Consider the following 12,651-nt stretch of genomic DNA (forward strand, 5'->3'; position numbering starts at 1 on the left):
CGTCCCACCTTCGCCTTCCTGCCACAACCCAGGTGACACATAAGCCGGTTCAGTCGACGCGGCCCTCCAGTCACCCCGGAGGAATTCTGGGAACGGCTCTTGTGCGCCCCCAGGGGTTCACTTAACCTCGCAGCAACATCGAAGCGCTTCGACTGAGCCTCCCCACATCGCAGCCGACGGCCACCGCCGCGTGTCCCGGTGCGCCACGAAGGGTTGACGCAAATGACGCCGAACGCCGCCTCCGGTCCCAGCCGGAGAAGTTTCCTCGCCTCCACGGCGGTCGCCACCGCAGCGGTGGCCGGAGGGGTGCCGCTGCTCTCCGCCTGCGGGGGATCCGACGGAGGCTCGCGCGACGGCACCACGTCGGGCAAGGACGCGGACAAGCTGCTGCCGGCGTACGTGGCGGCCGGCGTGGTCACCCCCGACATCCCCAGCAAGAACGGCTCCGCGGTCGGCTTCACCGGGAAGCTCGACCTCGCGGACCTGAAGACCTCGGTGCCCGAGAAGCTCGGCAAGGGCGGCCGGGTCACCGTCATGTCCCCGTTCTGGGGGTCGCCGCCCAAGGGGGACAACGCCTACTACCGGGCGATGAACGACCTCATCGGCGTCGACGTGGCCTGGCAGAACCAGGACGGCAACACCTACGACCAGAAGCTCGGCGCGGTCCTCGCCTCCAGCGAGGTGCCCGACGTGGTGGTCGTGCCCGGCTGGAACATGACCGGCAAGATACCCAGCGCCATCATCGGCAAGTTCGCCGACCTCGGCCCCCATCTCTCCGGCGACGCGGTCAGGAAGTACCCGAACCTCGCCGCGATCCCGACCGACGCCTGGCGGCGCTCCATCTTCGGCGACAAGCTCCGCGGCCTGCCGATGCCCTCCTCCTACGTGACCGGCATCGTGCCCCTGTACCGGCGGGACGTCTTCGAGAAGGAGGGCTACGAAGTACCGCGCTCCTGCGACGAGTTCATGGCGCTGGCCAAGGACGCCACCAGCGCGAGGGCCAAGCGCTGGGCCTGCCTGGACATGAAGTGGACCGCCTTCAACGCCTTCGGGGTGCTCTCCGGCAACGAGAAGGCGCTCGGCTGGCACGAGATCGACGGCAAGCTGGTCAACCGCGTGGAGACCGACGAGTACCTCGAGGCGCTGGAGTGGACCCGCAAGCTCTTCGCCGCCGGCGTCACCCACCCCGACGCCGACCTCGGCAAGAGCAACGCCGCCGACCCCGGGCCGAAGTTCGCGGCCGGCGAGTTCCTGATCTACAACCAGGACATGTCGCAGTGGTGGAGCCGCACCGCCGAGCAGGCCACCCAGAACCCCGACTTCGAGATCTGGGGCATGGACATCTTCGGCCACGACGGCGGCGCCCCCACGCTGTGGGCCGTCAACCCGGCCACCATCTTCGCCTTCGTCAACAAGAAGGCGTCCGAGTCGGTGGTCCGCGACGTGCTGGCCATGGCCAACGTCACCGCCGCGCCGTACGGCACCAAGGAGTACATGGCCACCAACTACGGCGTCGAGGGCACCCACTACACCGTCGAGGACGGCGTCCCCACCAAGACCGACCAGGGCAACGTCGAGGTCATGAACGCCTACGTGATGGTGGCGAGCCCCGCGCCCACCATCGCCCGCCCCGACTTCCCCGAGGTCGGCAAGGGGCAGGTCGAGTGGCAGCAGCGGATGGGCGCCTTCACCAAGAAGTCCGCCCTCTACGGCATGCAGGTCGTCGAGCCCGCCCGCTACACCAACCTCGCCAACGACTTCGAGCAGCTGGAGGACGACGTCGTCCGCGGCCGCAAGAAGATCAGCGACGTGCAGCGGGCCGTCTCCGACTGGCGCAGCAAGGGCGGCGACGAGCTGCGCGACTGGTACAGGAAGCTGCTCGACGAGAACGGTTCGGCGGCGAGCTGACCGGGCACCGAGGCAAGGAGTAGGGCCGTGTCGCACAGCACGGTGCCTCGGAGCAGGGCCGAGGCCGAAGAGACGAAGACCCCGGTGGCGTCCGGCGACGCCACCGCGCGGGGCAGGAGGAGACCGCCCGCGGGCAGGCTGAGCCCGCGACTGCGGTTCAGACGCGACCGCGTCCTGCTGCTGATGACACTGCCGGCCGTTCTGCTGGTGCTGCTCTTCAACTACGTGCCGATCCTCGGCAACGTCGTCGCCTTCCAGGAGTACGACCCGTACATCAGCGACAACGGCATCGTCTCCATCATGAACAGCCCCTGGGTGGGGCTGGACAACTTCCACCGCATCTTCGAGGACTCGGCCTTCTGGAACGCCGTACAGAACACGCTGGTGCTCTTCATCCTCCAGCTGGTGCTGTTCTTCCCCGTCCCCATCGCGCTCGCGCTGCTCATCAACAGCGTGGTCAGGCCGCGGGTGCGGGCCGTCGCGCAGGCCATCCTGTACCTGCCGCACTTCTTCTCCTGGGTGCTGGTCGTCGCCGTCTTCCAGCAGCTCTTCGGCGGGGCCGGGATCTTCTCGCAGCTGTTGCGGGAGCACGGGCACGACGGTCTGTCGATCATGACCGACCCGGGCACCTTCCCCTTCCTGCTCACCGCGGAGAGCGTGTGGAAGGACGCCGGCTGGGGGATCATCGTCTTCCTCGCCGCGCTGGCATCCGTCAGCCCCGACCTCTACGAGGCCGCGGCGATGGACGGCGCGAGCCGGTGGCGCCGCATGTGGCACGTCACGCTGCCCGCGCTGCGCCCGGTCATCGCGCTGCTGCTGGTGCTGCGGGTCGGTGACGCCCTCACCGTCGGCTTCGAGCAGATCCTGCTGCAACGCGACGCCGTCGGTCCCGGCGCCGCCGAGGTCCTGGACACCTTCGTGTGGTGGAACGGCGTACGCAACCAGGACTTCGGCTACGCCGCCGCGGCCGGCCTGATCAAGGGCGTCATCAGCCTCGGCCTGGTCCTGGCCGCGAACAAGGTGGCCCATCTCATGGGCGAGCAGGGGGTGTACAAGAAGTGACCGCCGTCGTCGACAAGCCCGCCGGGCGTCCCGTACGAGGACCCGGTCGGTGGGCCGCGCCGCCCCGGCCGGCGTGGGAGGAGAAGCCCGGCCCGGCCGGGGTGGCCGGCAAGGGCCTGGTCCTCGCCCTGGCCTGCCTCGGCATCCTGTTCCCGCTGTGGATCGTCGTGGTCACCAGCCTCTCCTCGCGCGAGACCATCGACGAGGCCGGGGGCCTGGTGATGATCCCCAAGGACGTCACGTTCGTCGCCTACCAGGAACTGCTCAGCGGCGGTCAGGTCACCCGCGCGGCGACGGTCAGCGTCGGCGTCACGCTCGTCGGCACCCTGTTCTCCATGGCGGTGTCCGTGCTGTGCGCCTACGGACTCTCCCGCAGCGGCTCCCTCGGCCACCGCTGGATCCTGATGCTGCTGCTGGCCACGATGTTCTTCAGCGCCGGCCTCATCCCCACCTACCTGCTGGTGCAGTCCCTCGGCCTGATGGACAGCTACCTCGCCCTGATCCTGCCCAGCGCCATCAGCGTCTTCAACATCCTGGTGCTGCGCGGCTTCTTCATGGGCATCTCCCCGGAACTGATCGACAGCGCCCGCATCGACGGCGCGGGCGACCTGCGCATCCTGTGGCGGATCGTGCTGCCGCTGTCCCGCGCGGTCGTCGCGGTGATCACGCTGTTCTACGCGGTCGGCTACTGGAGCGCCTGGTTCAACGCCTCCCTGTACCTGAACGACCAGGACATGCTGCCCCTCCAGAACGTCATGATCCAGCTGGTCCAGAAGCAGGAGGCGCCGGTCGGCCTCGGCCAGGCCATCAAGACCGGTGAGCTCTCCGGCCTCGCCGTGCAGATGGCCGTGATGGTCATGGCCCTGCTGCCGGTCGCCGTCCTGTCCCCGTTCGTCCAGCGCCACTTCAGGAAGGGCATGCTCACGGGGGCGGTGAAGGGCTGATGCCGGACCTCGCGGACGTGACCCGGCACCGCATCCTCTACGGCGGTGACTACAACCCCGAGCAGTGGCCGGAGGAGACCTGGCCCGAGGACGTCCGCCTGATGAGGGCCGCGGGCGTCAACACCGTCACCGTCGGCGTCTTCTCCTGGGCGCGGCTCGAACCCCGGCCCGGCGTGCACGACTTCGCCTGGCTGGACCGGGTCATGGACCTGCTGCACGCGGGCGGCGTCGGCGTCGTCCTCGCCACCCCCACCGCCTCGCCCCCGCCCTGGCTCGGCCACCTGCACCCCGACACCCTGCCCCGCGACGGGGACGGCCGCACCGAGTGGTGGGGCGGCCGGCAGCACTTCTCGCACTCCAGCGCCACCTACCGACGGCACGCCGCCGCCATCACCGAGGCCCTGGCCGCGCGCTACGCGAGCCATCCCGCCCTCACCATGTGGCACATCAACAACGAGTACTGCACATACGACCACGGCGACCGCGCGGCCACCCGGTTCCGCCGCTGGCTGCAGGACCGGTACACCACCCTCGACGCCCTCAACACCGCCTGGGGAACCGCCTTCTGGAGCCAGGGCTACAGCGACTGGGCCGAGGTCGGGCCGCCCCGCCGCACCCACTACCTGAGGAACCCCGCACAGGTCCTGGACTTCCGGCGGTTCACCTCCGACATGCTCCTGGAGTGCTTCGTCGCCGAGCGCGACATCGTCCGCCGCCACACCCCGCACCTCCCGGTCACCACCAACTTCATGCCGCTCTGGTCCGGCCAGGACGCCTGGCGCTGGGCCGAGGAGGAGGACGTCGTCTCCGTCGACCTCTACCCCGACCCGCGCGACCCGTACGGCGCGCAGGAGGGCGCCCTCGTCCAGGACCTGACCCGCTCCCAGGCACGCGGCCCGTGGATGCTCATGGAACAGGCGGCCGGACCGGTCAACTGGCGCGGCGTGAACCACCCCAAGCCCCGCGGCCTGAACCGCCTGTGGTCCCTGCAGGCCGTGGCCCGGGGCGCGGACGCCGTCTGCTACTTCCAGTGGCGCCAGTCGAGACAGGGCGCCGAGAAGTTCCACTCCGGGATGGTCTCCCACGCGGGCCCGCGTGGCCGCACCTACGAGGAGGTCGTGCGGCTGGGCGCCGACCTCGCGAAGCTCGGCCCGCACGCCGCCGGCACCCGCGTCACCGCCGGCATCGCCGTCCTGCACGACTGGCACTCCTGGTGGGCCTCCGACCAGGAGGCCCGCCCCTCCGCCCGCGTCGACCACGCCGATGTTCTGCGCGCCTGGCACCGCGCGCTGTGGCGGGCCCACCTCACCGCGGACTTCGCCCACCCCGACCACGACCTGACCCCGTACCAGGTGGTCCTCGTCCCGCAGCTGTACGCGCTCACCGACACCGCGGTCGACAACCTCCTCGCCCACGTCCGCCGCGGCGCCACCCTCGTCTGCGGCTTCCTCACCGGCGTCGCCGACCAGGACGACCGGATCAGACCCGGCGGCATGGACGGCCGGCTCCGCGAGCTGTTCGGCATCCGCACCCTGCACGAGTGGTGGCCCCTGGAGGAGGACGAGCGCGCCGACTGCGACGGCTTCCGCGGCGTCCTGTGGTCGGAGGAGATCGAACCGGACGCCACCGCCGACGAGGTGATCCCGTATCGGGGCGGCGAGCTGAACGGACGTCCGGCCGTCCTGCGCAAGGGCGGTGCCTGGTACCTCTCGACCCTCCCCGAACCGGACGCCCTGCGCGACCTGCTCGCCCGGATCGCCGCCGACGCCGGCGTCCGCCCGGCCCTCGACGGACTCCCGGCCGACGTCGAGGCGGTACGCCGCGGCGGCCTGCTCTTCCTCCTCCACCACGGCCGCGACCCCGTCACCGTCGCCGTCCCCGGCACCCACCGCGACCTGCTGACCGACGCCACCGTCACCGACCGCGTCACCCTCGGCCGCCACGGCGCGGCCGTCCTCACCGAGCCCGCCCCATGAGCGCGACGTCCGTGCACGGCCCCCCACCCATGGAAGGAACCCCATGGCACCACGCACCCGCACGCTGAAAGCCCTCCTCGCCCCGGCCCTCGCCCTGGGCGCCACCCTCGGTCTGGCCTCCGCCCCCGCCCAGGCCGCCGTCTGGAACTCGTGCGACCAGTGGGGCAACACCACCCTGGACGGCTACATCCTCTACAACAACATCTGGGGCTCCGGTGCGGGCGCCCAGTGCGTCTGGGCCAACTCCGGCACCAACTGGGGCACCTGGGCCGACCACCCGAACACGGGCGGCATCAAGTCCTACCCGAACGCCAAGAAGGTGATCAACAAGCCGGTCGGCTCCCTCGGCTCGCTCCGCAGCAGCTACGACGTCACGGTCCCGTCGTCCGGCGCGTACAACACGTCGTACGACATCTGGGACACGGACTACGACTACGAGATCATGCTCTGGGTCAACCACCACGGAGCCGTCGGCCCGCTCGGCAGCCCGCAGGGTTCCGTCACCCTCGGCGGCCACTCCTGGAACGTCTACAAGGGCAGCAACGGCGCCAACGAGGTCTTCTCTTTCCTGCGCACCTCGGACTCCACCTCCGGCACGGTCGACATCCTGCCGATCCTGAAGTGGATCAAGGACACCAAGGGCTGGATGGGCGACGAGACCATCGGTGACGTGCAGTTCGGCTACGAGATCACCTCGTCCGCCGGCGGCCTCGACTTCACCACCAACAACCTGACGGTCAGCGGCGGCTGACCCGCCGCACGCACCCCGCCCCGGGGGCCGGCCCCGCGCTCACGACCGCGCGGGCGCCGGTCCGGAGCTGGCCCGGACGGTCAGCTCCGGCGCGAGCAGCACGACCTCGTCGCTCCCGCGTCCGTCGAGCTTGGCGATGAGCTGCTCCACGGCCTGCCGGCCCATCTCCTGCGCGGGCAGGGCGACCGAGGTGAGCCGTACCGAGGCGTGGGTGGCGACCTGTTCCGGGCAGACCGCGACCACCGACACGTCCTCGGGGACGGCCCGGCCCTGCCGGCGCAGCAACGAGAGCAGCGGCTCGACGGCCGACTCGTTCTGGACGACGAAGCCCGTGGTGTCCGGACGCTCGTCGAAGACCCGGGCGAGGGTCGCGGCCATCGCGTCGTACCCGCCCTCGCAGGGCCGGTGCAGCAGCCGCAGGCCCAGCTCCCGGGCCCCGCCGCGCAGACCGTCGAGGGTGCGTTCGGCGAAGCCGGTGTGCCGTTCGTAGACCGCGGGGGCCTCGCCGATGACGGCGATGTCGCGGTGGCCCAGCCCCGCCAGATGCTCCACGCACAGCGCGCCGGTCGCCCGGAAGTCGAGGTCGACGCAGGTCAGCCCGTCGGTGTCGGCCGGCAGACCGATCAGCACCGACGGCCGGTCGGTGCCCCGCAGCAGGGGGAGCCGTTCGTCGTCCAGCTCGACGTCCATCACGATCATCGCGTCGGCCAGCCCGCTGCCCGTGACGCGGCGTACCGCGTCGGGGCCCTCCTCGCCGGTGAGCAGCAGGACGTCGTACCCGTGGGTGCGCGCGGTCGTCGCGACGGCGAGGGCGATCTCCATCATCACCGGCACGTACATGTCCCTGCGCAGTGGGATCATGAGGGCGATGATGTTCGACCTGCTGCTGGCCAGGGCGCGGGCGCCGGCGTTCGGGTGGTAGCCGAGCGTGCGGATGCTCTCCTCGACCCGCTGCCGGGTGGTGGTGGAGATGGACCGCTTGCCGCTGAGGACATAGCTCACCGTGCTCGCGGAGACTCCGGCGTGCTGGGCGACCTCGGCGAGGGTGACCATCCAGCTCTCCAAGCGTTGTGAAGCGCTTCGACAGCGCGCGGGGTTGATGCAGGGCAGATGAGGGTGGTTCGACAGTAGCCCCGGGGCGGGCGGGTGTCCATAGTCCGTCGAAGCGCTTCGACAGCGTTCTCCTCCGCTTCTCCGCTCCGGACCTCCCGCCGCGGCATCGGCCGAACGGCCGCACGAAGGGTGGTGGGGGCGCCCGGTATCGGGTACATACGATCGGGTAGCACCGACTAGTAACGTACGTCCGCAAGTTCGCGCAGGACGAATCGTTGAGGTGAGCCTCATGTCCGCAGCAACCACCCCCTCCTCCCGGCCCACGGTCACCGAGCGTGAGGCCCGCCAGGTCGCCGAGGCGGCCCGCGAACAGGACTGGCGCAAGCCCAGCTTCGCCAAGGAGCTGTTCCTCGGCCGCTTCCGCCTCGACCTCATCCACCCCCATCCGTTGCCGGCCGACGACGACGTCCAGCGCGGCGAGGAGTTCCTCGCCAAGCTGCGCGACTTCTGCGAGACGAAGATCGACGGGTCGGTGATCGAGCGCGACGCGCGTATCCCGGACCAGGTGATCACGGGGCTGAAGGAGCTGGGCGCCTTCGGCATGAAGATCGACACCAAGTACGGCGGTCTCGGCCTGACCCAGGTCTACTACAACAAGGCCCTCGCCCTGGTGGGATCCGCGAACCCGGCGATCGGCGCGCTGCTCTCCGCCCACCAGTCGATCGGCGTGCCCCAGCCGCTGAAGATGTTCGGCACCCAGGAGCAGAAGGACACGTTCCTGCCGCGCTGCGCCCGCACCGACATCTCGGCGTTCCTGCTGACCGAGCCGGACGTCGGCTCCGACCCGGCCCGGCTCGCCACCACCGCCGTCCCCGACGGCGACGACTACGTCCTCGACGGCGTCAAGCTGTGGACGACCAACGGCGTCGTCGCCGACCTGCTCGTCGTGATGGCCCGTGTCCCGAAGTCCGAGGGCCACAAGGGCGGCATCACCGCCTTCGTCGTGGAGGCCGCCTCCGAGGGCGTCACGGTCGAGAACCGCAACGCCTTCATGGGCCTGCGCGGCCTGGAGAACGGCGTCACCCGCTTCCACCGGGTGCGCGTCCCCGCCGCCAACCGCATCGGCCCCGAGGGCGCCGGCCTCAAGATCGCCCTCACCACCCTCAACACCGGCCGCCTCTCGCTGCCCGCCATGTGCGTCGGCGCCGGCAAGTGGTGCCTGAAGATCGCCCGCGAGTGGTCGGCGGTGCGCGAGCAGTGGGGCAAGCCGGTCGCGCTGCACGAGGCGGTCGGCTCGAAGATCTCGTTCATCGCGGCCACCACCTTCGCCCTGGAGGCGGTCCTCGACCTCTCCTCCCAGATGGCCGACGAGGACCGCAACGACATCCGCATCGAGGCCGCGCTCGCCAAGCTCTACGGCTCCGAGATGGCCTGTCTGATGGCCGACGAACTGGTCCAGATTCGCGGCGGCCGCGGCTTCGAGACCGCGGCCTCCCTGGAGGCGCGGGGCGAGCGGGCCGTGCCCGCCGAGCAGATCCTGCGCGACCTGCGCATCAACCGCATCTTCGAGGGCTCCACCGAGATCATGCACCTGCTGATCGCGCGGGAGGCCGTCGACGCCCACCTCTCGGTCGCGGGCGACCTGATCGACCCCGACAAGACGCTGGCCGACAAGGCGAAGGCGGGCGCGCAGGCCGGCGCCTTCTACGCCAAGTGGCTGCCCAAGCTCGTCGCCGGACCGGGCCAACTCCCACGCTCCTACGCCGACTTCCACCCCTCCGCCCACCCCGACCTCGCCGCCCACCTGCGCTACGTCGAACGCACCGCCCGCAAACTGGCCCGCTCCACCTTCTACGCCATGTCCCGCTGGCAGGGCCGGATGGAGACCAAGCAGGGCTTCCTGGGCCGGATCGTCGACATCGGCGCGGAGCTGTTCGCGATGAGCGCCGCCTGTGTCCGCGCCGAACACCTGCGCGCCACCGGCGACCACGGCCGCGAGGCATACCAGTTGGCCGACGCCTTCTGCCGCCAGTCCCGGATCCGCGTCGAGGAACTCTTCGGCCGCCTCTGGACCAACACCGACGACCTGGACCGCAAGGTGGTCAAGGGCGTGCTGGGCGGCGCGTACGAGTGGCTCGAACAGGGCATCGTCGACCCGTCGGGCGACGGCCCCTGGATCGCGGACGCGACCCCGGGAGCCTCCCAGCGGGAGAACGTCCACCGCCCCATCCCCTGAGCGAAGCAGCCGCGGTCCCGGCCCCGTGGCCGGGACCGCTGCCCCGCACGCCCTCCCCGCGACACCCGTGCGAGGGACGCGCTGTCCTCCCGGAGGGCCGTTGCGGCCACAATGGAGGGATGAGCGACAGTCCAGCCCCACTCGCCGACCCCCACCTCGTCTACGACCCGGTGGCGGGCGACGGCCCGAAGGACGTGGTGATCCTCGGGTCCACCGGGTCGATCGGGACCCAGGCCATCGACCTCGTGCTGCGCAACCCGGACCGTTTCCGGGTCACCGGCCTGTCCGCCAACGGCGGCCGGGTCGGCCTCCTCGCCGAGCAGGCGCACCGGCTGAGGCCGCGGACCGTCGCCGTCGCCCGCGAGGACGTCGTCCCCGCGCTGCGCGAGGCACTGGGCGCCCGGTACGACGGCCGGGAGCCGCTCCCCGAGATCCTCGCGGGACCGGACGCGGCGACCCGGCTGGCCGCCTCCGACTGCCACACCGTCCTCAACGGCATCACCGGCTCCATCGGACTCGCTCCGACCCTCGCCGCCCTGGAGGCCGGCCACACCCTCGCGCTGGCCAACAAGGAATCGCTCATCGTCGGCGGCCCGCTGGTCAAGGCCCTCGCCAAGCCGGGGCAGATCATCCCGGTCGACTCCGAGCACGCCGCCCTCTTCCAGGCCCTGGCCGCCGGCACCCGCGCCGACGTGCGCAAGCTCGTTGTCACCGCGTCCGGCGGCCCGTTCCGGGGCCGGACCAGGGACCAGCTGGCCCGCGTCACCGTCGAGGACGCCCTCGCCCACCCCACCTGGGCGATGGGCCCGGTGATCACGATCAACTCCGCCACCCTGGTCAACAAGGGCCTGGAGGTGATCGAGGCACACCTCCTCTACGACATTCCCTTCGACCGCATTGAGGTGGTCGTGCACCCGCAGTCGTATGTCCACTCGATGGTTGAGTTCACGGACGGATCGACCCTGGCCCAGGCGACGCCCCCCGACATGGGCGGGCCCATCGCCATCGGCCTCGGCTGGCCCGAACGCGTCCCCGACGCCGCCCCCAGCTTCGACTGGAGCAAGGCCTCCACCTGGGAGTTCTTCCCGCTGGACAACGAGGCCTTCCCCTCGGTGAACCTGGCCCGGCACGTCGGACAGCTCGCGGGCACGGCCCCGGCGGTGTTCAATGCCGCCAACGAGGAGTGCGTCGAGGCGTTCCGCTCCGGCGCGCTGCCGTTCCTCGGGATCATGGAGACCGTCACGCGGGTGGTCGAGGAGCACGGCACCCCTCGTACGGGAACCTCGCTCACCGTCGCGGACGTCCTCGAAGCGGAGACCTGGGCACGCGCCCGGGCCCGGCAACTGGCGGCACAGACGGCGGAGGCCCGTGCATGACGACCCTGATGTTCATCCTCGGCATAGTCCTCTTCGCCGTCGGCCTGCTGTTCTCCATCGCCTGGCACGAACTGGGCCACCTCTCCACGGCCAAGCTCTTCGGCATCCGGGTGCCGCAGTACATGGTCGGCTTCGGACCGACGCTCTTCTCACGGAAGAAGGGCGAGACCGAGTACGGCGTCAAGGCCATCCCGTTCGGCGGCTACATCCGCATGATCGGCATGTTCCCGCCCGGCCCCGACGGCCGCATGGAGGCCCGCTCCACCTCGCCCTGGCGCGGGATGATCGAGGACGCGCGCTCGGCCGCCTTCGAGGAGCTCCAGCCCGGCGACGACAAGCGCCTGTTCTACACGCGCAAGCCGTGGAAACGGGTCATCGTGATGTTCGCGGGCCCGTTCATGAACCTCATCCTGGCGGTGGTGCTGTTCCTCACCGTCCTGATGGGCTTCGGCATCTCGCAGCAGACCACCACCGTCAGCTCCGTCTCCCAGTGCGTCATCTCACAGACGGAGAACCGCGACGACTGCACCAAGTCCGACCCCGCCTCCCCGGCCGCCGCGGCGGGCCTGCGGGCCGGCGACAAGATCCTCTCCTTCGACGGCGTACGGACCGACGACTGGGACAAGCTGTCCAACCTGATCCGCGCCAACCCCGGCGAGCAGGTGCCGGTCGTCGTCGAGCGCAAGGGTGAGGAGGTCACCCTGAACGCGACCATCGCCACCAACCAGGTCGCCAAGAAGGACGCGAACGGCCAGATCGTCGAGGGCGAGTACGTCACCGCCGGCTTCCTCGGCTTCAGCGCCGCCACCGGCGTGGTGAAGCAGGACTTCGGCCAGTCCGTGACCTGGATGGGCGACCGGATCGGCGACGCCGTCGACTCCCTGGCCGCCCTGCCCGCCAAGATCCCCGCCCTGTGGGACGCCGCCTTCGGGGACGGACCCCGCGAGGCCGACTCCCCGATGGGCGTGGTGGGCGCCGCCCGGGTCGGCGGTGAGATCGCCACCCTGGACATCCCGCCCACCCAGCAGCTCGCCATGTTCGTCATGCTGGTGGCCGGCTTCAACCTCTCCCTGTTCCTCTTCAACATGCTCCCGCTGCTGCCACTCGACGGCGGCCACATCGCGGGCGCCTTGTGGGAGTCGCTGCGCCGGGCCGCGGCCAAGGTGCTGCGCAGGCCCGACCCGGGCCCCTTCGACGTCGCCAAGCTGATGCCGGTGGCCTACGTGGTGGCGGGCATCTTCGTCTGCTTCACGCTGCTGGTACTGGTGGCGGACGTCGTCAATCCCGTACGGATCTCCTGATATCGGCACAATCCGAACGATCCGATGAGAAGCCCGATCCGGAG

At 70.6% G+C, this 12,651-nt stretch carries 9 protein-coding genes; 8 read left to right on the forward strand and 1 reads right to left on the reverse strand.

What is annotated here, in order from left to right:
• Window positions 1-222 precede the first annotated feature (222 nt).
• From ACGF3J_RS35130 to ACGF3J_RS35150, 5 genes are read left to right on the forward strand one after another with little or no spacing between them, the layout of a single operon-like run.
• Window positions 223-1,908, forward strand: a complete 1,686-nt coding sequence (locus ACGF3J_RS35130; protein WP_393855605.1) for an extracellular solute-binding protein — start codon at window positions 223-225, stop codon at window positions 1,906-1,908.
• 27 nt (window positions 1,909-1,935) lie between these two features.
• Window positions 1,936-2,970 (forward strand): ABC transporter permease subunit, encoded by a 1,035-nt coding sequence (locus ACGF3J_RS35135; protein WP_161332367.1) that lies wholly within the window; start codon window positions 1,936-1,938, stop codon window positions 2,968-2,970.
• Complete coding sequence (locus ACGF3J_RS35140; RefSeq protein ID WP_393855606.1) at window positions 2,967-3,914, forward strand: carbohydrate ABC transporter permease; 948 nt, start codon at window positions 2,967-2,969, stop codon at window positions 3,912-3,914. The genes ACGF3J_RS35135 and ACGF3J_RS35140 overlap by 4 nt, the downstream gene beginning before the upstream one ends.
• Entirely contained in the window at window positions 3,914-5,890 is a 1,977-nt protein-coding gene (locus tag ACGF3J_RS35145; protein ID WP_393855607.1) for a beta-galactosidase, read from the forward strand. The genes ACGF3J_RS35140 and ACGF3J_RS35145 overlap by 1 nt, the downstream gene beginning before the upstream one ends.
• A gap of 43 nt (window positions 5,891-5,933) precedes the next feature.
• Window positions 5,934-6,641, forward strand: coding sequence for a hypothetical protein (locus ACGF3J_RS35150; RefSeq protein WP_161332369.1), 708 nt, complete (start codon window positions 5,934-5,936; stop codon window positions 6,639-6,641).
• Window positions 6,642-6,680: 39 nt separating this feature from the next.
• On the opposite strand, the gene ACGF3J_RS35155 is transcribed toward ACGF3J_RS35150, so the two are convergent.
• Entirely contained in the window at window positions 6,681-7,694 is a 1,014-nt protein-coding gene (locus ACGF3J_RS35155) for a LacI family DNA-binding transcriptional regulator (protein ID WP_393855608.1), read from the reverse strand.
• A gap of 289 nt (window positions 7,695-7,983) precedes the next feature.
• Between ACGF3J_RS35155 and ACGF3J_RS35160 the strand changes: the two genes are divergently transcribed.
• The 3 genes from ACGF3J_RS35160 (at window position 7,984) to ACGF3J_RS35170 (ending at window position 12,607) form a co-directional block, all read left to right on the forward strand.
• On the forward strand, window positions 7,984-9,930 hold the full coding sequence (locus tag ACGF3J_RS35160; RefSeq protein ID WP_393855609.1) for an acyl-CoA dehydrogenase family protein: 1,947 nt from the start codon (window positions 7,984-7,986) through the stop codon (window positions 9,928-9,930).
• A 119-nt stretch (window positions 9,931-10,049) separates the two neighbouring features.
• Entirely contained in the window at window positions 10,050-11,306 is a 1,257-nt protein-coding gene (gene dxr, locus ACGF3J_RS35165; RefSeq protein WP_161332372.1) for a 1-deoxy-D-xylulose-5-phosphate reductoisomerase, read from the forward strand.
• A gap of 8 nt (window positions 11,307-11,314) precedes the next feature.
• A complete protein-coding gene (locus tag ACGF3J_RS35170) occupies window positions 11,315-12,607 on the forward strand; it encodes an RIP metalloprotease (protein WP_202559030.1) in 1,293 nt (430 codons plus the stop codon).
• Window positions 12,608-12,651 lie beyond the last annotated feature (44 nt).

The organism is Streptomyces sp. NPDC048171 (assembly GCF_043202655.1).
In the GTDB taxonomy this organism is placed as follows: domain Bacteria; phylum Actinomycetota; class Actinomycetes; order Streptomycetales; family Streptomycetaceae; genus Streptomyces.

Excerpts from the sequence above, each read along its gene's own strand:
- ACGF3J_RS35130 (WP_393855605.1), top strand. The coding sequence starts at position 223 with ATGACGCCGAACGCCGCCTCCGGTCCCAGCCGGAGAAGTTTCCTCGCC.
- ACGF3J_RS35145 (WP_393855607.1), top strand. The coding sequence starts at position 3,914 with ATGCCGGACCTCGCGGACGTGACCCGGCACCGCATCCTCTACGGCGGT.
- ACGF3J_RS35150 (WP_161332369.1), top strand. The coding sequence starts at position 5,934 with ATGGCACCACGCACCCGCACGCTGAAAGCCCTCCTCGCCCCGGCCCTC.
- ACGF3J_RS35155 (WP_393855608.1), bottom strand. The coding sequence starts at position 7,694 with ATGGTCACCCTCGCCGAGGTCGCCCAGCACGCCGGAGTCTCCGCGAGC.
- ACGF3J_RS35160 (WP_393855609.1), top strand. The coding sequence starts at position 7,984 with ATGTCCGCAGCAACCACCCCCTCCTCCCGGCCCACGGTCACCGAGCGT.
- dxr (WP_161332372.1), top strand. The coding sequence starts at position 10,050 with ATGAGCGACAGTCCAGCCCCACTCGCCGACCCCCACCTCGTCTACGAC.
- ACGF3J_RS35170 (WP_202559030.1), top strand. The coding sequence starts at position 11,315 with ATGTTCATCCTCGGCATAGTCCTCTTCGCCGTCGGCCTGCTGTTCTCC.